The 23,508-nt window shown below is 66.2% G+C and carries 17 protein-coding genes; 11 read left to right on the top strand and 6 right to left on the bottom strand.

Annotated features, from left to right (window positions below):
- Positions 1-2 precede the first annotated feature (2 nt).
- The 3 genes from ACQR1X_RS30065 to ACQR1X_RS30055 form a co-directional block, all read right to left on the bottom strand.
- Entirely contained in the window at positions 3-551 is a 549-nt protein-coding gene (locus ACQR1X_RS30065; protein WP_316183628.1) for a sigma-70 family RNA polymerase sigma factor, read from the bottom strand.
- 97 nt (positions 552-648) lie between these two features.
- The gene (locus tag ACQR1X_RS30060) at positions 649-966 is read right to left on the bottom strand and encodes a cupredoxin domain-containing protein (protein WP_315801255.1); all 318 of its coding nucleotides are present in this window, start codon (positions 964-966) and stop codon (positions 649-651) included.
- 13 nt (positions 967-979) lie between these two features.
- Positions 980-1,924, bottom strand: a complete 945-nt coding sequence (locus ACQR1X_RS30055; RefSeq protein WP_315801254.1) for a metallophosphoesterase family protein — start codon at positions 1,922-1,924, stop codon at positions 980-982.
- A gap of 223 nt (positions 1,925-2,147) precedes the next feature.
- On the opposite strand from ACQR1X_RS30055, the gene ACQR1X_RS30050 reads away from it, so the two are divergent.
- Positions 2,148-3,320 carry an acyltransferase gene (locus ACQR1X_RS30050; RefSeq protein ID WP_316183630.1) on the top strand — a complete coding sequence of 391 codons (1,173 nt, stop codon included), beginning with the start codon at positions 2,148-2,150 and terminating at the stop codon, positions 3,318-3,320.
- A gap of 352 nt (positions 3,321-3,672) precedes the next feature.
- On the opposite strand, the gene ACQR1X_RS30045 is transcribed toward ACQR1X_RS30050, so the two are convergent.
- A complete protein-coding gene (locus ACQR1X_RS30045; protein ID WP_434840197.1) occupies positions 3,673-5,292 on the bottom strand; it encodes a GMC family oxidoreductase in 1,620 nt (539 codons plus the stop codon).
- 173 nt (positions 5,293-5,465) lie between these two features.
- Between ACQR1X_RS30045 and ACQR1X_RS30040 the strand changes: the two genes are divergently transcribed.
- The 7 genes from ACQR1X_RS30040 to ACQR1X_RS30010 all read left to right on the top strand — a co-directional run bounded on the left by ACQR1X_RS30040 (position 5,466) and on the right by ACQR1X_RS30010 (position 13,849).
- Complete coding sequence (locus ACQR1X_RS30040; protein ID WP_315801251.1) at positions 5,466-6,635, top strand: M20 aminoacylase family protein; 1,170 nt, start codon at positions 5,466-5,468, stop codon at positions 6,633-6,635.
- A gap of 492 nt (positions 6,636-7,127) precedes the next feature.
- Entirely contained in the window at positions 7,128-7,478 is a 351-nt protein-coding gene (locus tag ACQR1X_RS30035; RefSeq protein ID WP_316183632.1) for a hypothetical protein, read from the top strand.
- Positions 7,479-7,718: 240 nt separating this feature from the next.
- Positions 7,719-8,750 carry an aKG-HExxH-type peptide beta-hydroxylase gene (locus ACQR1X_RS30030; RefSeq protein WP_316183634.1) on the top strand — a complete coding sequence of 344 codons (1,032 nt, stop codon included), beginning with the start codon at positions 7,719-7,721 and terminating at the stop codon, positions 8,748-8,750.
- Positions 8,747-9,952 (top strand): radical SAM protein, encoded by a 1,206-nt coding sequence (locus ACQR1X_RS30025; RefSeq protein WP_316183635.1) that lies wholly within the window; start codon positions 8,747-8,749, stop codon positions 9,950-9,952. The genes ACQR1X_RS30030 and ACQR1X_RS30025 overlap by 4 nt, the downstream gene beginning before the upstream one ends.
- A 99-nt stretch (positions 9,953-10,051) precedes the next feature.
- Positions 10,052-11,167, top strand: coding sequence for an aKG-HExxH-type peptide beta-hydroxylase (locus tag ACQR1X_RS30020; RefSeq protein WP_434900181.1), 1,116 nt, complete (start codon positions 10,052-10,054; stop codon positions 11,165-11,167).
- A gap of 43 nt (positions 11,168-11,210) precedes the next feature.
- Positions 11,211-12,500, top strand: a complete 1,290-nt coding sequence (locus tag ACQR1X_RS30015; RefSeq protein WP_434900180.1) for a YcaO-like family protein — start codon at positions 11,211-11,213, stop codon at positions 12,498-12,500.
- A gap of 8 nt (positions 12,501-12,508) precedes the next feature.
- Positions 12,509-13,849, top strand: coding sequence for a TfuA-like protein (locus ACQR1X_RS30010; protein ID WP_434900179.1), 1,341 nt, complete (start codon positions 12,509-12,511; stop codon positions 13,847-13,849).
- 46 nt (positions 13,850-13,895) lie between these two features.
- Here ACQR1X_RS30010 and ACQR1X_RS30005 read toward each other — a convergent pair whose 3' ends face one another.
- The gene (locus ACQR1X_RS30005; RefSeq protein ID WP_434900178.1) at positions 13,896-15,380 is read right to left on the bottom strand and encodes a UdgX family uracil-DNA binding protein; all 1,485 of its coding nucleotides are present in this window, start codon (positions 15,378-15,380) and stop codon (positions 13,896-13,898) included.
- 110 nt (positions 15,381-15,490) lie between these two features.
- Positions 15,491-16,729 carry a putative DNA modification/repair radical SAM protein gene (locus tag ACQR1X_RS30000; RefSeq protein WP_316218568.1) on the bottom strand — a complete coding sequence of 413 codons (1,239 nt, stop codon included), beginning with the start codon at positions 16,727-16,729 and terminating at the stop codon, positions 15,491-15,493.
- Positions 16,730-16,913: 184 nt separating this feature from the next.
- Here ACQR1X_RS30000 and ACQR1X_RS29995 point away from each other — a divergent pair, with 184 nt between their 5' ends.
- From ACQR1X_RS29995 to ACQR1X_RS29985, 3 genes are all read left to right on the top strand, one after another.
- Complete coding sequence (locus ACQR1X_RS29995) at positions 16,914-17,702, top strand: ImuA family protein (protein WP_434840203.1); 789 nt, start codon at positions 16,914-16,916, stop codon at positions 17,700-17,702.
- Positions 17,602-19,188, top strand: coding sequence for a Y-family DNA polymerase (locus tag ACQR1X_RS29990; RefSeq protein ID WP_434900177.1), 1,587 nt, complete (start codon positions 17,602-17,604; stop codon positions 19,186-19,188). Before ACQR1X_RS29995 ends, ACQR1X_RS29990 begins: the two co-directional genes overlap by 101 nt.
- Before the next feature lie 366 nt (positions 19,189-19,554).
- Positions 19,555-23,163: an error-prone DNA polymerase gene (locus tag ACQR1X_RS29985; RefSeq protein ID WP_434900176.1), complete on the top strand. Its 3,609-nt coding sequence runs from the start codon at positions 19,555-19,557 to the stop codon at positions 23,161-23,163.
- Positions 23,164-23,508: the final 345 nt, after the last annotated feature.

The following is a 23,508-nucleotide window of genomic DNA, read 5'->3' as shown; positions in this document are numbered from 1 at the left end:
GGCTAGAGCTCCTCCTGCGCGAGCCAGGCGGCGCGCAGCATCGCGCGGGCGCGGGCGAGACGCGACATCACGGTGCCGACCGGCACGTCGGCGGCCTCCGCGATCTCGCGATAGGACAGATTGTTGACCTCGCGCAGCACGAACGTCTCGCGGAACGGCTCGGCCAGCGTGTCGATCATTCGCCGGATCGCCGAGGCATCGCGCTCGCGCAGCACGGCGCCTTCCGGCGTCTCGGTGCTCTCCTGCCACAGCGGCGGCTGCTCGGCCGCTTCGGGCGCATCGTCGAGCGCCTTGACCGGCGCACCGGCGCGGCGCGCGAATTCGGCGTGGCAGACATTGCGCAGGATCGCAAACAGCCACGGCTTCATCGCCGGACCACGGTAGGTGTCGAAATGCTTCAGCGCGCGCAGGTAGCATTCCTGCACCGCGTCCTCCGCGTCGGCGGCGTTGCGCAGCAGATAGCGCGCCAGCGTGTAGACATCGTCGAGATGCGGCAGTGCCGCCTCGCGGAAGCGTCGCGCCCTCTCGGGATCGTCACTGGCTGTCGTCACCGGCGTGGTCTCCGGCCCGGTTCGCGGTCGCACGGCGCGGCCGGCGCTACGCCGCCGACCGGTCCATGCGACGATGCTCATGCCCTGGTTCGCGATGCTACTCAACCTTGACCAGCCCCGTCATGTGCGGATGCAGCGAACAGAAATATTTGTAGTCGCCGGCGGCTGCGAAGGTGAAGGAGAAGCTGTCGTCGGTATCGAGCGTTTTCGACCGGTATTTCCCGGCCGACACCACCGTGTGCGGGATGTCGTCGTGGTTGGTCCAGGTCACGGTGTCGCCGACCTTCACCGTCACCGCGGCCGGGGTGAAGGTGAAGTTGTCGATGGTGACCTTGATGGTCTCGGCGCGCAGCGGCGTGGCGCCGAGAAGCAGCGCGGCGGCGAGGCAGGCGCCGCGAACAACAGACTGGCTCATTGCGTTTCCGTCCTCAGCCGGCCAGCGGCGTGTCGATGATGGCGAGCCGCTCGGACCCGACCTTGAAGTCGATGCTGGCGATGCCGAGCAGGCTGCGCAGCCTGGCGTCCTCGACCTTCATCGGGCCGGGCGAGGGCGCCGTGCCCGGCGCCGGCTGCGGAAAGGCGGTCGAGCGCGCGGTGTGGAAGGTGACGTTACCCTCGACCTTCTGCATCACCTGATGAATATGGCCGTTCAGCACCGTCACCGAGCCGAACCCCTTCAGGCTGTCCAGCGCGCGGCCGCCATCCTCGGTGCCCCAGCCCCATTCCGGATATACGGTCCACAACGGGATGTGCGCGAACACGACGACCGGGGTCGATTTGGAGCGGCCCTTGAGATCCTGCTCCAGCCAGGCGAGCTGCTCGGCGCCGAGATTGCCGAGCCCGCCGGCCTTGAGATCGACCACGTTGACCAGCCCGATGAAGTGTACGCCATTGGCGTCGAACGAATACCAGCCGGAGCCGCGCGTGCCCTTGCCGTAGCGCTCCTTGTAGAGCTTGACGTCCTCGTCGAGGAAGTCGTGCTCGCCGGGCACGTAGTGCACGTCGAGCCGCGTCTGCGAGATGATGCGATCGGCGTCGTCGAACTCGGCCGCCTTCGACAGATGCGAGATGTCGCCGGTGTGGATCATGAAGGACGGCTTCACCGGCATCGCCTTGATGCGGTTGACGGCCTCCTCGAGCGTGCCGAGCGCGTTGGGATTGGCCGGCTTGTCGAAGCCGACATGGCTGTCGCTGATCTGCAGGAAGGTCAGGCCGGAGGCGGGCTGCTCGGCCGCCCGCGCGGCGTCGACCAGGCCGAGCGAACGCGGCACGCCGCCCGACAGCGTCCAGAGCACGCCGGTGCCTGCCCACGTCATGCACTCCAGCACCTTGCGACGGCTGACGCCGTTCTCGTCGTGATCACCAAGGCTCATCGTCATCTCCCGTTGCCCGTCATCGGGCTTGCGGGTGAGAAGAGCGATGGCGGCCCGGTTTTATTCCCGGCTTCTCGCGATCGAAACGCGATGACGTGTTCGTGATCATGCCGGCCATGGCCGGCGGCTCACCTGCTCGCGCAGGATGTCGGCGCAGGGCCGCGCGAAATATACAAGCGGCGTGCGCCGCCGAAGGGCGGCTGATGGACTGGATGCGACGTCGATGCATGAGCGCGTGATCCCCAACCTGCAACGAACCGAGCTGTCTGCCGATCGGATCGTGCCGCTCGATCGCGCCAGGACGTTCATCACGCTCTCGGTCGTGCTCTATCACTCCGCCATCAACTACACTCATTTCGGCCAGGGCGGCGACCGCATGCACTGGCTCGGCTTCGACCTCGTCGCGCTGTTCAACGACAGCTACTTCATGTCGTGCATGTTCTTCATCTCCGGCCTGTTCGTGCCGGCAAGCCTGGCGGGCCGGGGCGCGTCGGACTATGTCGGGCGCCGCGCGCTGCGGCTCGGCGTGCCCTACATCGTGTCGATCCTCGTGATCATGCCGATCGCCTATTACCGATACTACGTGGCCGAGGATCAGTTCGCCGCGGTGTGGTGGCGCATGATCAGCGAAGGGCCGTGGCCGTCCGGCTCGGCCTGGTTTCTCGGCGTGCTGCTGGGGTTTGATATACTGGCTGCGCTCGTCTGCGTCCTGGCGCCGCAGGCGATCGGCGCAGTCGGGCGCTGGGCCGGGGCGTTGCTGCACTATCCGCTCACTGGCTTCCTGATCTTCCTCGTGATCGCCAACCTGGCCTATCTGCCGCCGCATCTCGGCTTCGGTGACGGTTTCTGGTTCATGCCCGGACATTTTCCGCTGCCGCTGCAGGCGAGCCGGGTGCTGCTCTATCCGGCCTTCTTCGTCGGCGGCGTCGCGATCGGTGCCGCCGGGCTGCGAGCGGGCCCGTTCGCGGCCGACGGCGCGCTGGTGCGGCGCTGGTGGATCTGGTTCGGTCTTTCCTATGGCTGCTATGGCGCGATCCTGTTGCTGGCCTACGCCCATCACAACTGGATCGCCGACTTCGACTCGCCGCCGCTATGGTGGCGTGCGGCCTATGGCAGCGCCGTGGCAAGCTTCTGTGCTGCGATGGCGTTCGGCGTGCCGACCTTCTTCCTGCGCTGGGCGAAGGCGCCGCTGGCGCTGATGGATCGCCTGCAGCCGTCGGCCTACGGCATCTATCTGCTGCACTTCCTGCCGCTGCTGTGGCTGCAATATCTGGTCTACGACCCGGCGTGGCCGGCGGGAGTGAAGTTCGCGATCGTGCTGGCGGGCACGCTGTCGGTGAGCTGGCTGGCGACTGTGCTGTTGCGCCGAATCCCGTTGGTGGCGCGGATCGTCTGATCCGTTGCGCGCGGCGGTGGCTGCCGTCGAACTCGTTACGGTGACACTTGGCGTCAATAAGACGAGGCGCGGTGCGGGTGAATGCGCCCTCTCCTCTTGTGGGCCCCTTGTGGGAGAGGGCATGTAGGACAGTGCAGCAAGCTCGGTTGGGTGAGGGGTATGCCTCAACGAGCGTCGCTCGCCGAGATATACCCTCACCCAACCGCGCGCGTGGATAGGCCGAAGATGCCTTCTCTCACAAGGGGAGAGGGCGCTGTATCGTACAGCGCCCTGTGTCAACGCCATCGATGCCGATGGTGAGAATTGCGCGCGCGAGTTCGGCGCAAAACGAGCGGGATCGCATGCGCGCGCTTCACCGCCCATCCTCCAGGATCATCATCGCCGCCTTCTCCGCGATCATCGCGGTCGGCGTGTTGGTGTTGCCCGACGTGATGGTCGGCATGATCGAGGCGTCGGCGATGCGCAGGCGGTCGATGCCGCGGAAGCGCAGCCGCTCGTCGACCACGGCCATCGGATCATCGGGGGAGCCCATCTTCGCCGTGCCTACGGGGTGGAAGATGGTGGTGCCGATGTCGCCGGCGGCCTTGGCGAGCGCCGCGTCGTCATCGCCGACCGATGGGCCGGGCAGATATTCTTCCGGCCTGTAGGCGGCGAGCGCATTCTGTTTCATCAGCCGGCGGGTGACGCGGATGGCGTCGGCCGCGACCTGGCGGTCGTCCTCGGTCGCCAGATAGTTCGGCGCGATCGATGGCGCTTCATCGATTGCTGCGGAGCGGATGCGGACGCTGCCGCGCGAGGTCGGACGCAAATTGCAGGCGCTGACCGTGATCGCGGGAAAGCGATGCAGGGGATCGCCGAACTTGTCGAGCGACAGCGGCTGCACGTGGAATTGGATGTTGGCGCGGTCGCGCGTCGCATCCGAGCGCGTGAAGATGCCGAGCTGCGACGGCGCCATGGTCAGCGGCCCGCGGCGCCGGAACGCGTAGTCGAGACCCATCAGGCCGCGGCGGACCAGCGAGTAGTAGGTCTCGTTCAGCGTCTTCACGCCCGTGACCTTGTAGATCGCGCGCTGCTGCAGATGGTCCTGCAGGTTGCGTCCCACGCCCGGTCTGTCGAGGACGAGGTCGATGCCGAGCGCGCCGAGCCACTCGGCCGGGCCGATGCCCGAACGCTGCAGCACCTGCACCGAGCCGATCGAGCCGGCGCTGAGGATGACCTCGCCCCTGGTGCGGGCCTCGATGGTCTCGCCGTTCTGCCGGAAGCGCACGCCGGCGGCGCGGCCGTTCTCGATGATCAGGCGATCCACCATCACCTGCGTTTCCAGCCGCAGGTTCGGCCGGCTCAGCGCCGGCTTGAGGAAGCCCCGCGCGGAGGACCAGCGCCGGCCGCGCTTCTGGTTGACGTGGAAATAGCTGATGCCCTCATTGTCGCCGGTGTTGAAGTCGGGGATGCGGCGCAGGCCCATCTGCTCGGCGGCGTCGCCGACCGCGTCGAGCACCGCCCAGGACAGCCGGGGCGCCTCGATCCGCCAGCCGCCGCCGACGCCATGGTGTTCGCTTTCGCCGAGAAAATGATCCTCCAGCCTCCTGAATACCGGCAGCACGTCGGCATAGCTCCAGCCGGCGAGGCCGAGCTGGCGCCAATGGTCGTAGTCGGCGGCCTGGCCGCGCATCGAGATCATGGCGTTGATCGCCGAGCAGCCGCCGATCACCTTGCCGCGGGGGTAGGCCAGCGAGCGGCCATTGAGGCCCGGCTCGGCCTCGGTGCGAAACATCCAGTCGGAGCGCGGATTGCCGATCGCGAAGAGGTAGCCGACCGGAATATGGAACCAGATCCAGTTGTCGTTGCCGCCTGCCTCGAGAATCAGGACGCGGGCCTTGGGATCGGCCGACAGCCGGTTGGCGAGGATGCAGCCGGCGGTGCCGGCGCCCACCACGATATAGTCGTAATCCCCCTCGAGCTGTCTCGGCATCGGCATTCCCTTCCCATCGTTGCGAGCTTTTAGTCAGCCCGGACCAGCCCGGACAAGCGCCACGTTCATGGCTGGTTGACCGAGCCATGAGACGGGCGCAGCCCTTATCTTGGGCGGTGCGACTTTTGCATGCTAAACAGGCGCAAAGTCCCACCGGAGTTACGAGATTCCCCATGCCCATCGTCAACCGCGTCGCCGATCTGCAGCCCGATATCCAGGCCTGGAGGCGGGATATCCATTCGCATCCGGAGCTGCTCTACGACGTGCATCGGACGGCGGCCTTCGTCGCGGATCGGCTGCGCGAGTTCGGCTGTGACGAGGTCGTGACCGGCCTCGGCCAAACCGGCGTGGTCGGGGTCATCAAGGGCCGCAAGCCCGGCCATGGCGAGGTGAAGGTGCTCGGACTGCGCGCCGACATGGACGCGCTGCCGATCGTGGAGGCGACCGGACTGCCCTATGCCTCGAAGACCCCGGGCATGATGCATGCCTGCGGCCATGACGGCCATACGGCGATGCTGCTCGGCGCCGCGCGCTATCTGGCGGAGACCCGCAACTTCGCCGGCGAGGTGGCGGTGATCTTCCAGCCGGCCGAGGAGGGCGGCGGTGGTGCGGACGCGATGATCAAGGACGGCCTGATCGACCGTTTCAAGATCGACCAAGTCTACGGCATGCACAACGGGCCCGGCCTGCCGGTCGGCGCCTTCGCCATCCGCCAGGGGGCGCTGATGGCGTCGACCGACGCGATCGACATCACCATCGAGGGTCATGGCGGTCATGCCGCCAAGCCGCACAATTGCATCGACTCGCTCCTGGTCGGCGCCCAGCTCGTCACCGCGCTGCAGCAGATCGTGTCGCGCAGCGTCGATCCGCTGGAGGCCGCGGTGCTGTCGATCTGCGAGTTCCACGCCGGCAATGCCCGCAACGTGATTCCGCAGAGCGCGGTGCTGCGCGGCACCGTGCGGACGCTGACGCCGAAGGTGCGTGAGCTGATGGAGAAGCGGGTGCGCGAAGTCGTGACCGGCGTCGCCCAGATGACCGGCGCCAGGATCGACCTGAACTATGCGCGCGGCTATCCCGTGGTGATCAATCACGCCGAGCAGACCGAGATCGCGATCCGCGCTGCCAAGGAGGTCGCCGGCGACGCCAACGTCCACGAGATGCCGCCGATGATGGGCGGCGAGGATTTCGCCTACATGCTCGAGGCCCGTCCCGGCGCCTTCATCTTCGTCGGCAATGGCGACAGCGCCGGCCTGCATCACCCCGCCTACAATTTCAACGACGAGGCGATCGTCTACGGAACGTCGTTCTTCATCAAGGTGGTGGAGAACACGCTGGCGGCGTGAGGCTCGTCATCGCGCATGGGAATGTGACGGGCCCGCGCGGTGAGCGCGGGCCTTTTGCTTGCCCTATGCACGTTGGGGTTCATGACCTTCGCGAGATGGCTGCGCGTGCGCTGCGGTGGAGCGAGGTGCGACGATATGCCTTGCGATAATGTTTGCAGGCGCAAGGCACGCGTCATGCGCAGCCGTTGCAGGCATATGAGGCGATCGCAGCATGTCCTCCATGTAAGCAATCAGCAGGTGTATCGACCCGACTACTCTATTGTGCCTCAAATAGCTTCATGTTAGTTTTTTCCGACTTCGGCGACTGGCCGAGTGTGGACGGCCTGAGCGAAGTGGTTAGCACAGCTACATCGTTGCAAGATCTGTCTGTGTTCCAAGACGAATGTTCCAGGATCTGTGAGTTCAGGGCGCGAGGTCACAGGACTTGTACCGGGACGTTGCTATTTCCTTTCTGAATGAATGGCGGTTCTCAACCGACTGGGAGTTTTAGGAATGGCTGATCGCGATCCGGCGGAAATGCGCAAGAAGGTCGATCTTGCGTTGAAATCCGTAGTAGATTCAGAGATTGCACGTGCCTCTCTGAAGATCGACATCATGGCGGAAGGCGTTCCATTCTCGCGCGGAGCGATCTTCAGCAAGACCAACCCGTTTTCGCGCGGCATCGTCTTCAGCCGCCTCGCGGCGATGGAGCGTCCGGACGAGATGGAACGCGAAATCGCCAACGATCCTGCGGTCCTGGGGGCTCTTGCTGAGCGCCTCACGCAGGTGCGGGCTGTGAAGGACCTCAAGGGGCAGTTCAACGTGTCCCAGGCGCCGGCCGCGTCGACGAAATCGACCAGGTGATCGGATCGATTGTTCGGCTTAGACCCAAGCGAAGCGGGCCTGCCGTGTCGGATCTTGCCGATGTGACCGGTCTTGGCCCGCCCGCCACCTCGCCATTGCGTATGACGGGACTCGGTCGCCGTCGTGCGCATGAGCTTTCCTGATAGCTGCTCTTGATACCGGAATCGGTTGCGGTCCTGCCTCACGGCGGGAAAGCTCGCGGCTGGCTTCGTTGGCGTATTTCCGGAGGCATGCTCGATCATGACTGACGCGTGGACCTGGCGACCGTCGAAATCTGCCTGGCATGAGAAATTCAACGACAAGATCCTGAGATGGCAGCCCGAGGAGCGCCTCGGCCTGGATGGCGAGCCGCTCAAGGCATCGCTCATCGAAGCCAATGCGCATGAAGCGGATTGGCTTCGCCATCCCTGCATGAACTCCATCACCTATGAGGGACACGACAAAAGCCCGCAGCGCGATCTGCAGGTCGCGATCTGGACGGCTGCCAATGCGCCGACTGCCTCCACGTCGCTGACGGCGCCGGAGCCGCTGACCTTATGGTCGCCGGTCGGAGGCTATCGGATCGAGGCCGGCACGTATGACCTGAACGAGCTGGCCGGACTGCTTCCGATGAAGGAGTGGCCCTACGACATATCCGTCGATGTGGGGTGCCACTCGCTGGGATTTCCGATCCCCGATACCTGGGCTGAGCACACCGATCTCTCGGCCGACGAGCAGGCCCAGATGACGCGCGAGGTGACGAACTCTCTCGAGATCCTCGTGACCGCCGCGAAGAAGTTTCCCGAATGCGTGAATTGGGTGTCCGACGTGACGCGGGTCCTGATCCCCTTGCGCAGCAGCGAGCGATCCTATTTCCGCAGCGGATCGCAGGCCGACGTGCCCGGCATGGTCTATGCCGACCTGTTCGGCGGCCTGATGCAGGTGATGGAGGCCATCGTCCACGAATCCGCGCATCTGCATCTGTTCATGGCGGAGGCCTCTGGACCCCTGGTGGATCCGCAGCACCAGGGCCGCTACGCATCGCCGCTGCGACCGGAGCCGCGGCCCCTGCGCGGGATCCTGCTGGCGTTTCACGCCATCGCCTACATCTGTGCCTTCTATCGCGAGGCCGAGAAGCAGGGGTTTGGCGGATCGGCCGAGTATGATGCCGAGCTTGCCAACATGCTGACCAAGCTCAAGGAGGCGCAGGTCGTATTGGGTGATGCCCGACAGTTCCTGACCGAGGATGGCCGCATCTTCGTCGATCGCACCGCCGAGATAGCCTACCAATGAAGGACGGTCCGCATCTTCACTTCGTGTTCAAGGTCGCGTCGCGTTGCAATCTGAACTGCTCCTATTGCTACGTCTACAACAAGGGCGACAGCACCTGGAAAGAGCGCCCCGCGATCATGGACGATGAGGTCGTCGAGATCGCGATCGACCGCATCCGCCGCCATTGCCTGGCAACAGGCCAGACCTATTTGACGATCACCTTTCATGGCGGCGAGCCGTGCCTGGTTAAGCATGAGCGGTTCAGCTCCTGGTGCCAGAAGATCAAGGACGGGCTGGCGGGCGTCGCGCGGGTGCAGCTCTGCATGCAGACCAACGGCACGCTGCTCGACGATGGCTGGGCCGAGATCATCAAGAGGTTCGACATCGATCTCGGGATCAGCATCGACGGAACGCCGGACGTGCATGATTCCCTGCGCGTCGATCATGCCGGGCGGGGCTCCTATCACGACGTCGAACAGGGCCTTTCGGTGCTGCGCCGCGCCGGGATTCCGCTGCGCTTCCTGTCGGTGATCCAGCTCGGGGCCAGCGGCGCCGCGGTGCATCGCCATCTGACGAGCCTGGGCCCGGCCTCCATCGACTATCTGCTGCCGGATTTCACCCATGACACCATCGCGGCGGTTCGCGACCGCTATGGGCCGACGCCCTGTGCCGATTTCCTGATCCCGATCTTCGAGGATTGGTGGCGGGACGGCACGCTGGATCTCCGGATCAAGATTTTCTGGAATATCGCCTGGCTGGTTCAGGGCGGGGAGAGCCGCATCGACATGCTCGGCAACCAGCCGCTGACCTTCCTGTTCGTCAACACCGATGGCGAGATCGAAGGGCTGGATGTGCTGCGGGTCTGCTACGACGGTGCCGCGCGCACCGGCCTGAATGTGCGGACCTCCGACTTCATGGACGTCCAGCACGCTGGCGCGTTTCACCGCGCGGCGGTGTTCGAGGGCCTGCCGCTGCCCGACGGCTGCCGCGCCTGCCGCGAGCGCGACACCTGTGCCGGCGGCTATCTTCCGCATCGCTATGCGTCGCAGACCGGCTTCAACAATCCGACGGTGTGGTGCGCCGATCTCCTGAAACTGTTCGATCATGTCCGTGAACGGCTGGGGACGTCGGTGGAAGAAACGAAGCTCCGCCGGGCCCATTTCATCGACATGGCGCTGCAGCGGGCGGTGGGGCTGCAGCAGGAGTTGCCGGCCATCGGCTGAGGCGGGACCTCGATCGCCGTCTCATGAGCGATCGCGCCGGGGCCTGCGGTCGGGCGGCACGGTGGAGAGTGGAATGCGGAAGCGGAAGGAGTGCGCACGATGACGATCACCCGGATGCCCGATATTCTGCGCTGGGACGATTACGACGCGGTGTGCGACGGCGTGCTTGCCAGCTATGGCGATCGGCTCGCGCAGAAGCTGGGCGAGGCCGTGGGCGAGATCTGCCGCGACGATCCCGCGGGCGGGGACGAGCTGCGCAGCATGATGGATCGCGTCGCGGACGATGGCTTCATGCGGGTTCTCGATGCTCCCGAGACCTCGTTCCGTCTGTTGTCGGCGCCGGGCCGGCACGCCGAGGACAAGGGACGATTTCTGCGCGATGCGTTCGTGGCCGAGGCGTTGCGCCAGGAGCTCGACGTCGCCGCCGACCGGGACGTGTGGACCGCGCTCGGCGACCGCGGCTATCTGCGTGACGGCGCCTGCATCTGGCCCCAGGTCGAGGGCATGCCGGTGACCGATTACGGCAGCCCGCATGCGCTCAGGGTGGACCTGTCCGGCCAGGACCGGCCGGTCCCGCCGCCGCGCCCGCCGTTCTCGGACAGCGAAATCGACCGGCTGCACGATCTGCTGCGCCGGTCGCGGGCGGCGCTCGAACGGACCGAGGCGGGGCTTCCCCGCTTCGTCGCCCGCTTCAACATCGCCCTCATCCTGCAGAAGGATCCGGAGAGCCCGGCCAGCTTCTCGTCGGGATCGAACGGCTATTACATCGGCCGAACCTTCCTCGCCAATCCGCACCTTCCCGAGATCGACGAATCCCACGTCGCCGATGCGCTGGTCCATGAGGGCATCCACGCGCTGCTCTACATGCAGGAGCAGGAACAGCCCTGGTTTCTCGATTCGACGGCGAAGGGATCGCTGCCGCGCATCACCTCGCCCTGGAGCGGTAGCCGCCTGCCGTTTCCGTCGTTCCTGCAGGCCTGTTTCGTCTGGTACGGCCTGCTGCATTTCTGGAGCCGGGCGATGCAGTCCGGCGCGTTCGAGCAGGGCGTCGCGATCAAGCGCATCCAGCTCTGCCTGCGCGGCTTCTGCAAGCAGCCGCTGCTCGACAGCATCGCGGGGTTTTCGTCGGTGGTCGATGCCGATGTGCAGAAGACCATCGAGGAGATGCAGAACGTCGTCGTCGGCGCCTTCGCCGATGTTCGCCACGCGGGCTGATGCGACGACGACGTTGGTGGCGGTTTGAGTGCGGAGGCTGCGGATGGGGAGTGGAACGGCACTGCATCGGGATCGTCTGGCGCGTCCGGTCCAGAAGAGCTTTCGATCGGGAACGCAGCGGTCGGTGCCGCCGTCGCAGACGGTGGAGCGAGTGCGTCCTTACCTCGGCGAGATGGGGATCACGCGGGTGGCCGACGTTACGGGTCTCGACCGCGTCGGCATTCCCGTCACGATGGTCTGCCGGCCGAACTCGCGCTCGGTTTCGGTGTCGCAGGGCAAGGGGCTGACCCTGGACGCCGCCAAGGCGTCTGGCCTGATGGAATCGATCGAGCTGTTTCACGCCGAGACGATCACGCTGCCGCTGAAGCTTGCGACCTATGCCGAGCTGATCCGCGACCATGACGTGGTCGACGTCGCCGACCTGCCGCTGATCGCCGGCGGCCGCTTCCATCCGGATCTACAGATGCTGTGGATCGAAGGCCGCGATCTGATTGCGGATGCCGATGTCTGGGTGCCGTTCGAGATGGTGAACCTCTCGACATCGCGCCCCGAAATGCCGGCCGGCAGCTTCATCTCGTCGTCGAACGGCTTGGCCTCCGGCAACCACCTGATCGAGGCGCTGCTGCACGGCATCTGCGAGGTCGTGGAGCGCGATGCGACCACGCTCTGGCACCTGCGCAGTCCGGACGAGCAGCAGGGCCGGCGCATCGCGCTCGACACGGTTCAGGACGAAGGCAACAGGCGGCTGCTGGAGATGTGCGAGCGTGCGGGCCTCGAGGTGGTGGCGTGGGACATCAGCTCCGATGTCGGGCTCGCCGCCTGCCAGTGCCTGATCTTCGATCGTGACGAGGAGCTGGGGCGGGATCTCTATGCTGCGTTGGGCATGGGCGCGCATCTGTCGCCGGAGATCGCCTTCCTGCGCGCGCTGACGGAAGCGGCGCAGAGCCGGCTGACGCTGATCGCGGGGGCGCGCGACGACGTGTTTCGCGAGGAATATGACGAGACGGCGCTGGCCGCGCAGTTTCTCGGCGAGCAGCGGGCGTTGCTGCGAACGAGCCCGCCGACGCGAAGCCTGCGCGAAACGCCGTCGCTGGTCTCGGAGACGTTCAACGACGATCTCGCCGTGGTTCTCGATCGGCTGCAATCCGCCGGTGTCCGACAGGTGATCGCGGTCGATCTCACCAAGAGCAGGTTCGAGATCCCCGTGGCGAGGGTCGTCATTCCAGGGCTAGAGACCTTCGACAAGAATCCGGACTACAGCCCGGGGCGGAGGGCGCGGGCCTTCGCCGATGATCAGCTCTCGCGGCGCCAGCCATCGGGGCACCCGCTATGACATGCATCGTGTTCACCGGGCCGACGCTGCATCCGCGCGACGCCGCGCTCGAATTGGAGGCGGAGTATCTCCCGCCGGTGCAGCAGGGCGACGTCTATCGCGCTGCGCTGGCGAAGCCTGCGGCGATCGGGATCATCGACGGCTATTTCGAGCAGGTGCCGTCGGTGTGGCACAAGGAGATCCTGTGGGCGATGGCCAACGGCATCCATGTGTTCGGCAGCGCCAGCATGGGCGCGCTGCGCGCGGCCGAGCTGCACGCGTTCGGCATGGAGGGCGTCGGCAAGGTGTTCGCGGCGTATCGCGACGGCGTGTTCGAGGCCGACGACGAGGTCGCCCTGATTCACGGGCCGGCGGAGCTCGGCTTTCCCGCGCTGTCCGAGCCGCTGGTCAACATCCGTTTCACCCTGCAGAAGGCGGTCGCCGCTGGGGTGATCTCGGAGGCGTCCCGTCAGATCCTGGAGGCGCTCGGCAAGGCAAGCTTCTATCCCGAGCGCAGCTACCCGGCGCTGCTGCAGGGCGCGCGGTCCGATGGCCGCCTGACGTCGCAGGAGATCGCCGCGCTCGAGGCCTGGCTGCCGGATCACCGCATCGACCAGAAGCGCGAGGACGCGCTGGAGATGCTGCGGACGATGCGGCGCCGGTTCGCCGGAGACGTGGTGCCCAAGGCGGTCGAGTACGCCTTCGAACACACGCAGTTGTGGGACGGGCTGATCCAGGACGCGCAGCGCTCGGCGCCCGCAGAACGCGAGTCCGGCATCCCGGACGGGACGCCGCAACTGATGGACGAGCTGCGGCTGCTGGCGGCGCGCGGCGGCGACCTGTCCGACAAGGCGATCGCGCGATTTCTCGCCGCATCGGAGGCCAAGCGCCGCGGCGTCAGGGTCGACGCCCAGGCGCTGAGCGCGGAGATCATCCGGTTTCGCCAGAGCAGGGATCTGATGGACCCGGCCGAGCTCGAGGCGTGGATCGCGCGCAACGGCCTGACCCGCTCGGAGTTTCTGGAGCTGATGCTGGACGAGGCGCGCATACGCTCGTTCAGGAAGGGGCTCAACGGCTCGGCCCTGAATGCGCTGGCCGACTGGGCCCGGATCGACGGCCATTTCGAGGATCTGCTGGCGCGCGCCCGCGACAAATGCGAGGTGCTGAAGCAGACGGAGATCGATGGCGGCGGCTGTCCGGCCGATTTCGGGATCAGCGAGGACGAGCTGATGGCGAGATATCTGCCGGCAGCGTCCGACGACGGAGGCCAGGACGAGGCGGAGTTGGCGGGATCGCTCGGGTTTCCGGATCGCGCCGCGCTGATCCAGGCCCTGCTGCGCGAGCACGTTTACACCTCGCGTAAATCCTGACCGACGGTTGCCGCGTCGTGCTTCACGCCCGATGGCGGGGAGGCGGTCATGCCGCGTGGGCGCGCTTGAGCGCGGCGGCGGCGATCTTCAGGTCTTGCACGAAGAGTTCGTATTCACGCGCCTTGGCGTCGGCGTCGGGCAGGCGCAAGAGATAGGACGGGTGCACCGTGATCATCGCCCTGACACCATCGGGCAGGTCGACCACATGGCCGCGATTCTTGGTGACCTGGGTGATCTTGCCGAACACCGACTGCGCCGCGGTGGCACCCAGCGCCACGACCAGAGCGGGCCGGACGGCGGCGAGCTCGCGCTCGTACCATTGCCGGCAGGCCTTGATCTCCGGCGTGGCCGGCTTCTGGTGCAGCCGGATCTTGCCGCGCGGCACGAACTTGAAATGCTTCACCGCATTGGTGACGTAGACCTTGGACCGGTCGATGCCAGCCTCTGCGAGCGCACGGTCGAGCATCTGTCCCGCCGGGCCGACGAACGGATGGCCGGCCAGATCCTCCTTGTCGCCCGGCTGCTCGCCGACCAGCATCAGCGGCGCATGCTCAGGACCTTCCCCGAACACGGTCTGGGTCGCATCCTTCCACAGCGGGCAGGCGCGGCAGGACGCGGCTTCTTCACGCAAGGTCTCAAGGTCGGCGGCGACAACATCACGTGAGGTCTCAGCAGCAGCATGCGCGTGGGCTTTCGGCTTGCGGGTCATCGCGGTCTCCTCGACGCGCTTCTGTGGCTTGTGCGGTTCGGTGCCAGGTTCGGCGATCATCTCGGTGGTGCGCCGGGCGGCAGCCGCGATCAGCGGCTGGATCAGCTTGGCCTCGGGCAGGTTCTGCCAATATTTCTTCGGCATCTCCTTTTCCATTGCCTTCACTTTGAGCCGTGCCGGATTGAAAATGCTGGCATAATAGCGCAGCCACACCTCTTCGAGGCGGTCTTCCGACGGCGCTTCGGCCTTGCTCACACCCGGCGTGAACGAGACGTGGCTGCCGTCCCAATGCGCGCAGATTTCCGGGGTGAGGATCGACCAGGGCATGTCGGCGAAGCGCCGGGCGAAGAACGGCGCGGCGCGCTCGACGATGTGATGCTCCGGCTCGAACCAGGCGACGTAGCGTGACTCGCGCTCGCGGCCGACCTCGCGGAAACGGACGAAGGCGTGCATCTTGTGGACGTCGCGGCGCACCGCGCGCGCCAGCGCATTGGCCTGCGCGACGTCGGGATCGGTGGCGATGTCCATGAGATCGTGGTTGGTCCGCAGCCGCCACAGCAGCCGATAGAGCAGGGCGAAGCGGCTGGGGTCGCGATGCAGGATCGCACTTTCAGCCAGCTCCATGAAGCTCGCCGGCACCGAGAATGCCCCCTTGGGCACCTCTGGCAACTCCGTCTCGGCCTCGTCGTCAAACAGGTCGGGCGCCGCGCCCTTGACCCGCCAGCTCACATCTGCCGGCCTGACGTCGTTCATCGCCAGCGCCCGCGCCGCCCGGCGCCAGCCGTCGAAATCGGTGTCGCTGTCGAGGGTTACGACGTGCATCTGGCACACACTCTCCGCGTCGTCATGCCCGGCCCCCGTGCCGGGCATCCACGTCGTGCCTGAAACAAAGACGTGGATGGCCGGGACAAGCCCGGCCATGACCGGTTCAATTAGAATCCAAATCCCAGCTGCTGCGGCTTGGGCCGCAGCCGGGCTCTGAGGCTGGCACCGTCGAGCAAAGACGGAGACGGCCGGTGGTCGGAGAGAACGATGAACGGCAGCGCCTTGTTCCGGACGACGTTGAGCCGGGCGAGATCCGCAAGGCGGATCGTGGTGGTGCGCCGGGTCGCGAGGATGCGCTGCACGGTGCGGGTGCCGAAGCCGGGTACGCGCAGCAGCTCCTCGTGGCTTGCGGTGTTGATGTCGAGCGGGAAGCGGTCGCGGTGGCGCAGCGCCCAGGCAAGCTTGGGGTCGATGTCGAGCGGCAGCATGCCCTCGTTCTCCTCGACGATCTCGTCGGCGTCGAAGCCGTAGAACCGCATCAGCCAGTCGGCCTGGTACAGCCGGTGCTCGCGCACCAGAGGCGGGGCCTGCAGCGGCAGCGCGCGGCTGGCATCGGGGATCGGGCTGAAGGCGGAGTAATACACGCGCTTGAGCTTGTAGGCGCCGTAGAGATTGGCCGAGGTCGACAGGATGACGCGGTCGTTGGCCGCGTCGGCGCCGACGATCATCTGCGTGCTCTGGCCGGCCGGCGCAAAGCGCGGCGGCTTCGCCCGGCGCACCGTCTTCTTGGCTTCCGCCGTCTCGTCGAGCTTCAGCCTGAGACGGCCCATGGTGCGGCGGATCGCGCGCTGGTCCTTCTCCGGCGCGAGCTGCGTCAGGCTCTCTTCCAGCGGCGTCTCGATGTTGATGCTGAGCCGGTCGGCGTAGCGGCCGGCTTCCGCGATCAGCGCCTCGTCGGCTTCGGGAATCGTCTTCAGATGGATGTATCCGCGGAAGCGATGCTCCTCGCGCAGCTTGCGCGCGACGCTCACGACCTGCTCCATCGTGTAGTCCGGGCTGCGGATGATGCCCGACGACAGGAATAGCCCCTCGATGTAGTTGCGGCGATAGAAGTCGATGGTGAGCTTCACCACCTCGTCGACCGTGAAGCGGGCGCGCGGCACGTTGGAGGAGGCGCGGTTGACGCAATACAGGCAGTCGTAGTTGCAGGCATTGGTCAGCAGAACCTTGAGCAGCGAGATGCAGCGTCCGTCCGGCGCATAGGAATGGCAGATGCCCATGCCGGGCGCGGTCGAGCCGAGACCCTTGCCGTCGCGGGAATCCCGCATCTCAGTACCGCTGGAGGCGCAGGACGCGTCGTACTTGGCGGCATCGGCCAGGATCTCCAGCTTGCGGAGCAGCTCCATACCTTTGAATCCCTTTGATTCCATTCGTTGAATCGTATCCGGGGCAATCCCGATTGACTCTCTCGAAGGCGTTAGCTTTATATTAGAACGTATCATGAACAAAGAGGGTCGTCGCGGGTTCAACTGCCTGCTTCACTTGAGAACGGCAGCGCCCGCACGATGGATTGAAGAGGAGCGGCGACGGATGACCGGCGCACGCATGGATACGCTCGCGCGTCTGCGCGGCCGCATTGCCCGTCTCGAGGCGGGAGATGGCGCACATGATTTGCGCCGGGTCGCGCTCGGCCATGACGCGGCCGATGCGGTGCTGCAGGGTGGGCTCGCCACCGGCGCGCTGCATGAGGTGTTCGCCGAGACCGGCCGCCAGGCGGCGGCCGCGACCGGTTTTCTGTGCGGGCTTGCCGCGCGTGTCGCCGCGCGCCGGCCGCTGATCTGGATCCGGCAGGATTTCGCCGAGCGCGAGATGGGCGCGCTGTCGATGAGCGGGCTCGCCGAGCTCGGCCTCGATCCGCGTCGGATCGTGATCGTGCGCGCGCCCGATCTCGATCACGCCCTGCGCACCGCCGCCGATGCGCTCGCCTGCGATGCGCTGAGCGGTGTGATGCTGGAGGTGTGGGGCGAGACGCAAAAGCTCGATCTCGTCGCCAGCCGCAAGCTGACCCTGGCGGCGCAGGAGTCCGGGGTGACGGCGCTCATGCTGCGCATCGCGGCCACGCCCGAGCCCTCGACCGCCGAGACGCGCTGGATCGTCCGCACCGCGCCGTCGCTGCCCTCGGCGCCCTGGATGGCGTGGGGCGCGCCGCGCCTCGATGCCGAGCTCATTCGCAACCGTCACGGCCAGACCGGACGATGGATCATGGAGTGGACCCCCGATGCATGCCGTTTCAATGAACCGGCGGCGGATCCTCAGCTTGTGGCTGCCGCGCCTGCCCATCGATCGCATCAAGCGCAGCCGCGCCGCCGATCCGCATGATGGCCTTCCGCAGGCCGTCGTCCTCAAGGATGCCAATGTGCTGCTGATCCATTCGTTGGACGAGGCGGCGGCGCGTCACGGCGTCAGCCTCGGCCAGCCCTTGGCCAATGCCCGCGCGGTCTGTCCCGATCTCGTCGTGCACGAGGCGGATTTGGCGGCTGATGCAAAGATGCTGGAGGGCATCGCCGACTGGTGCGACCGCTTCACGCCGCTGGTGGCGCTCGATCCCCCGCATGGGCTTTTGCTCGACATCACCGGCTGCGTGCATCTGTTCGGCGGCGAAGCCAGACTGATGCGGTCGGTCTGCGACGCGCTGACCGCGCACGGCCTCATTGTGTCGGCGGCGATCGCCTCCAACGCCGTCTGCGCGCGGACGCTGAACCGGCAGGTGCACGGCCGCATCGTGCCTGATGGCGAGGAGGCGACTGCGGTGGCGCCGCTGCCGGTGGCCGCGCTGGGCGGCAGCGAGGCGATCACGCTCGGCCTGCGCCGCGCCGGCTTGAAGACGATCGGCGACGTCGCGTCGCGCGGCCGCAACGAGATCACCGCGCGGTTCGGCGCCGCTTTCACCCGTGTGCTGGCGCAGGCGCTGGGCGAGGCCGATGCGCCGATCAGCCCGCGAAAGGTCCCGCCGGACTACATCGTCGACAAGCGCTTCGCCGAGCCGGTCGCGACCGACACCGTGATCGCGGCGAGCCTCTCCAGTCTGGCCGCGATGCTGGTGGCGGCGATGGCGCAGCAGGGCAAGGGCGCGCGGCGGCTGGAGGCCTGCTTCTTCCGCACCGATGGGCTGGTGCGCGTCATCGCGGTCGACACCGGCCAGCCGGTCACCGAGGCCGCCGTCATCGACCGGCTGTTTCGCGAACGGCTCGAGGCGCTGAATGATCCGCTCGATCCCGGCTTCGGCTTCGACATGATGCGGCTGTCGGCCAGCCGCAGCGAGATCGTGGTGCAGCAGCAGCGCGATCTCGACGCGCATGTTCATGACAATGATGAGCTCTCGGCCCTGATCGACCGCATCGCCGCGCGCATCGGCGGCAAGCGTGTGGTCGTGCATCTGCCGGTGGATACGCATATTCCGGAACGCGCGGCGCTGCCGTTGCCGGCGCAGCAAAATCTCCCAGCTTCGAGTGCGGCCGACTGGCCTGACCGTACCGAAGGCGAGCCGCCGTTGCGGCCTCTGCGGCTGTTCGCGCGCCCCGAGGCCATTCAGGTGATCGCCGGTGTCCCCGATGGCCCGCCCGCGCGCTTCGTCTGGCGTCGTGCCGCGCATGCGGTGGTGCGCGCCGAAGGCCCGGAGCGCATCGCGATGGAATGGTGGCGGCCGGACGGGCAGGGCCTCACGCGTGACTATTTCCGCGTCGAGGACGAGCACGGCCTGCGCTTCTGGCTCTACCGCGACGGTCTGTATGACCGCGAGCTCGAGCAGCCGGAGAACGGTTTGCCGATGCAGCCCGCCTGGTACATGCACGGGCTGTTCGCATGAGGGCGGGAGCGATCACACACATCTCGCGGCAAGCTCGCTACTTCCCCTTTGGAGAGCAAGTTAACGCACTTGTCTGGAAATTGGATCCGAGCACTTGCAGCGCGGACGGTGCGCTCCCTCTCCCCGTTCTTCACGGGGAGAGGGGTGGGGTGAGGGGCAGCCGCACGGGAAGTGTTCGTGGTGAGACCTGTACCCCCTCACCCGGATTGCATCTGACGATGCAATCCGACCTCTCAGCGCGAGCGCAGCTCGTCGCGCCCCCGCAAGCGGGGCGAGGTGAGGGCCGAGCAAGCCGCAAGATGCGCGCTTACATCATCCCTTTAAGGGTCAGGCATCGTGCCGCCGCCCAGCCTCGGCGATCACCCCATGACCCCTAACCCCTATGCCGAGATCGGCATCACCACCAATTTTTCCTTCCTGCACGGCGGCTCGCATCCGCAGGACTATGTGCATCAGGCCGCCGAGTATCGCCTCACCGCCATCGGCATCGCCGACCACAACACGCTCGCCGGCATCGTCCGCGCCTACAGCGAGCTGAGTAGTGACCGGCTGAGCTGCAAGCCGAAGCTGCTCTACGGCGCACGGCTGGTGTTCACCTGCGGCACGCCGGACATCCTGGTCTATCCGCGCGACCGCGCCGCCTACGGCCGGCTGTGCCAGCTGCTCACCCGCGGCAAGCGCGGCAGCGATCTCGACAAGGTCGCCAAGGGCGACTGCCGCCTGAGTTTCGAGGATCTGTTCGAGTTCATCGAAGGCCAGCTCGTGGTGCTGATGCCGCCGCATCGCTTCGAGGAGGACGCCCTCGGCAAAATCCTGGCCCGTCTCAAGGACAGCCCCGCCGAAGGCGTGTGGCTGGCCGGCAGCCTGCTGTATCGTGGCGACGACCGCCGCCGGCTGGCGCGGCTCGCGCGCCTTGCGGCTTCCAGCAAAGTGCCGCTGATCGCCACCAACGACGTCCTCTATCATCATCCGCAGCAGCGCATGCTGCAGGACGTGCTCACCTGCATCCGCGAGAAAGCCTCGATCGAGACCATCGGCCGAAGGCTCCAGGCCAATGCCGAGCGCCATCTCAAGCCGGGACACGAGATGACGCGGCTGTTTCGCGATCATCCCGACGCAGTGACCGAGACCATCCGCTTCACCGACCGCATCGTCTTCTCGCTCGACCAGCTCAAATACCAATATCCGGACGAGCCGGTGCCGCCCGGCAAGACCGCGCAGGGGCATCTGCAGGACCTGACCTGGGCCGGTGCCAAGACCTGTTTCGGCGACCATCTCGATGACAAGCTGCGCGCTGTTCTCGACAAGGAGCTGGCGCTGATCGCCGAGCTCAACTACGCGCATTACTTCCTCACCGTCCACGACATCGTCCGCTATGCCCGCAGCCAGGGCATCCTGTGCCAGGGCCGCGGCTCGGCGGCGAATTCGGCTGTCTGCTACGTGCTCGGCATCACCTCGGTCGATCCAACCAAGATCGATCTGCTGTTCGAGCGCTTCATCTCCAAGGAGCGGCTGGAGCCGCCGGATATCGACGTCGATTTCGAGCATTCGCGGCGCGAGGAGGTGATGCAATATGTCTATCGCCGCTACGGCCGCCACCGCGCCGCGATCATCGCCACCGTCATCCATTATCGCCCGCGCAGCGCCATCCGCGACGTCGGCAAGGCGCTCGGCCTGACCGAAGACGTCACCTCCGTGCTCGCCGACACCGTGTGGGGCAGTTGGGGCGACGGCCTGTCGGACATGCAGGTGCGCCAGGCCGGGCTCGATCCCGCCAACCCGATGATCCGTCGCGCGGTGGAGCTGGCGGGGGAGCTGATCACCTTTCCGCGCCATCTGTCTCAGCATGTCGGCGGCTACGTGCTGACGCAGGATCGGCTCGACAGCTACGTCCCGATCGGCAATGCCGCGATGGACGACCGCACCTTCATCGAATGGGACAAGGACGACGTCGATGCGCTCAGCATGATGAAGGTCGACGTGCTCGCGCTGGGCATGCTGACCTGCATCCGCAAGAGCTTTGCGCTGATCGAGCAGCATAAGCATATTCATCACGATCTGGCGTCGGTGCCGCGGGAGGATTCCAGAGTCTACGACATGCTGTGCAAGGGCGAGTCGCTCGGCGTGTTCCAGGTCGAGAGCCGGGCGCAGATGAACATGCTGCCGCGGCTGAAGCCGCGCACCTTCTACGACCTCGTGATCGAGGTTGCGATCGTCCGGCCCGGGCCGATCCAGGGCGATATGGTGCATCCGTATCTGCGACGTCGGAACAATCAGGAAAAGGTGACCTATCCGTCGCCGTCGCCCGATCACGGCCCGGCGGACGAACTCTACAAGGTGCTGCACAAGACGCTCGGCGTGCCCTTGTTCCAGGAGCAGGCGATGCGGATCGCGATCGAGGCGGCAAAGTTCTCGCCGGAGGAGGCGAACGGCCTGCGCCGCGCGATGGCGACGTTCCGCAACGTCGGCACCATCGGCTCCTATGAGGAGAAGATGGTCACGAGCATGATCGCGCGCGGCTACGATCCGGCCTTCGCCAAGAGCTGCTTCGACCAGATCAAGGGCTTTGGCTCCTATGGCTTCCCGGAAAGCCACGCCGCGAGTTTCGCCCAGCTCGTCTACGTCTCGTCCTGGCTGAAATGCTTCCATCCCGACGCGTTCTGCTGCGCGCTGCTGAACTCGCAGCCGATGGGATTCTATGCCCCGGCGCAGATCGTCGGCGACGCCCACAAGAACGGCGTCGAGATCCGCAACATCGACGTGTCCCACAGTTTTGCCGACAACACGCTGGAGGAGACGGACGGCGAATATTGCGCCGTCCGCCTTGGCTTCCGCCAGATCGACGGCTTCCGCTGGATCGACCGCGACGAGGAGCGGATCAGGAAATTGTCGGAGGCGCTGCGGAGGAAGGCGCAGCCTGCTCCAACATCTTCAATAGGTGCTGGGGAGGCTCTCTCCCCATCGTCATTCCGGGGCGCGCGCAGCGCGAGCCCGGAATCCATACTCCCGATCGTGGTTATGGATTCCGGGCTCGCCCTCCGGGCGCCCCGGAATGACGGCGTGGGTGGAGTTGTTTCTAACTCGCAAACGCTTGGTGCATTTGGAGAGCATGCAAACGCATCGCCCCGCAACGATAACGAGACACAAGCCGACATCTTCGACCGCGAGGACGACTGGGCCGACCGCATCATCAAGGCGCGCGAGCGCCGTCCCTTCACCTCGCTGGAGGACTTCGCCCGCGACACCGCGCTGCCCAAGCGTGCGCTGCTGCTGCTGGCCGATGCCGATGCGTTCCGATCGCTCGGGCTCGACCGTCGCGCCGCGCTCTGGGCGGTGCGCCGGCTGCCCGACGACGTGCCGCTGCCGCTGTTCGAGGCCGCCATCGCCCGCGAGCAGCCGGACGAGGGCGCCAGGCCGCTGCCGGAGATGCCGCTGCCGGAGCACGTCGTCGCGGACTATCAGACCATCCGCCTGTCCCTGAAGGGCCACCCGATGGAGTTCCTGCGTGAGCGTTTTGCTGCCGAAGGCGTGCTGGCCTGCCGCGAGATCAACGATGCCAATGACCGTCGCAGAGTTCGTTGCGCCGGCGTGGTGCTGGTGCGGCAGCGACCGGGCAGCGCCAAGGGCGTCGTGTTCATGACCCTGGAGGACGAGACCGGCATCGCCAACATCGTGGTGTGGCCGAAGGTGATGGAGACCTTCCGCAAGGAGGTGATGGGCGCGCGCCTCGTGCTGGTCGAAGGCCGCATCCAGAGCAGCCCCGAGAAAGTCGTTCATCTCGTCGCCATCAGCCTGGTCGACCGCAGCGCCGATCTCACCTTGCTGTCAGACGACCGCCTCGGCGCCGTCCCTCATGGCGCCACGCCCGCCGAGCCGCTCAACGACGACCGCCGCGACCACCCCGACACTCCCTCCCAGCGCGTCAGCCACCCCCGCAACGTCCGCATCCTGCCGCGCTCGCGGGATTTTCATTGAGGTACGGAGAGGTGTTGCCACATGGCTCGCCTAACATGTTGGGCGCGGTGTTTCGTGCGATGCTTCGCATCGCCCGAAGTAACTTCCTCCACCAAGTGCAATGACGATCCGCATCAACGATTGGAATTATCATCGCGGTGTTTGCACGTTGAAAGATCGTGCGCAGTGCAAGTGAATGCGCCCTCTCCCCTTGTGAGAGAGGGCATGTAGGAAGGTGCGGCAAGTTCGGTTGGGTGAGGGGTCTGTCTCATTGGCGCTAACTTACCACTTTGCTGCCGGAAATGGATGATTCCTCGGTCGAGTGACTGACGAATCGCTTTCGAACGCCGAATGGCTGCGCACTAT

It is taken from the genome of Bradyrhizobium sp. HKCCYLRH3073 (assembly GCF_051167995.1).
Classification (GTDB): Bacteria; Pseudomonadota; Alphaproteobacteria; order Rhizobiales; family Xanthobacteraceae; genus Bradyrhizobium.
The sequence above is the reverse complement of the archived record's forward strand: the minus strand, read 5'-3'. Positions and strand labels throughout refer to the sequence as shown.

What these genes read in the sequence shown, in the direction of transcription:
- ACQR1X_RS29985 (WP_434900176.1), top strand. Translation starts at nt 19,555, where the DNA reads ATGACCCCTAACCCCTATGCCGAGATCGGCATCACCACCAATTTTTCC.
- ACQR1X_RS30055 (WP_315801254.1), bottom strand. Translation starts at nt 1,924, where the DNA reads ATGAGCCTTGGTGATCACGACGAGAACGGCGTCAGCCGTCGCAAGGTG.
- ACQR1X_RS29990 (WP_434900177.1), top strand. Translation starts at nt 17,602, where the DNA reads ATGCATGCCGTTTCAATGAACCGGCGGCGGATCCTCAGCTTGTGGCTG.
- ACQR1X_RS30060 (WP_315801255.1), bottom strand. Translation starts at nt 966, where the DNA reads ATGAGCCAGTCTGTTGTTCGCGGCGCCTGCCTCGCCGCCGCGCTGCTT.
- ACQR1X_RS29995 (WP_434840203.1), top strand. Translation starts at nt 16,914, where the DNA reads ATGACCGGCGCACGCATGGATACGCTCGCGCGTCTGCGCGGCCGCATT.
- ACQR1X_RS30030 (WP_316183634.1), top strand. Translation starts at nt 7,719, where the DNA reads ATGACTGACGCGTGGACCTGGCGACCGTCGAAATCTGCCTGGCATGAG.
- ACQR1X_RS30005 (WP_434900178.1), bottom strand. Translation starts at nt 15,380, where the DNA reads ATGCACGTCGTAACCCTCGACAGCGACACCGATTTCGACGGCTGGCGC.
- ACQR1X_RS30025 (WP_316183635.1), top strand. Translation starts at nt 8,747, where the DNA reads ATGAAGGACGGTCCGCATCTTCACTTCGTGTTCAAGGTCGCGTCGCGT.
- ACQR1X_RS30020 (WP_434900181.1), top strand. Translation starts at nt 10,052, where the DNA reads ATGACGATCACCCGGATGCCCGATATTCTGCGCTGGGACGATTACGAC.
- ACQR1X_RS30040 (WP_315801251.1), top strand. Translation starts at nt 5,466, where the DNA reads ATGCCCATCGTCAACCGCGTCGCCGATCTGCAGCCCGATATCCAGGCC.
- ACQR1X_RS30015 (WP_434900180.1), top strand. Translation starts at nt 11,211, where the DNA reads ATGGGGAGTGGAACGGCACTGCATCGGGATCGTCTGGCGCGTCCGGTC.
- ACQR1X_RS30035 (WP_316183632.1), top strand. Translation starts at nt 7,128, where the DNA reads ATGGCTGATCGCGATCCGGCGGAAATGCGCAAGAAGGTCGATCTTGCG.
- ACQR1X_RS30045 (WP_434840197.1), bottom strand. Translation starts at nt 5,292, where the DNA reads ATGCCGAGACAGCTCGAGGGGGATTACGACTATATCGTGGTGGGCGCC.
- ACQR1X_RS30050 (WP_316183630.1), top strand. Translation starts at nt 2,148, where the DNA reads ATGCATGAGCGCGTGATCCCCAACCTGCAACGAACCGAGCTGTCTGCC.
- ACQR1X_RS30000 (WP_316218568.1), bottom strand. Translation starts at nt 16,729, where the DNA reads ATGGAGCTGCTCCGCAAGCTGGAGATCCTGGCCGATGCCGCCAAGTAC.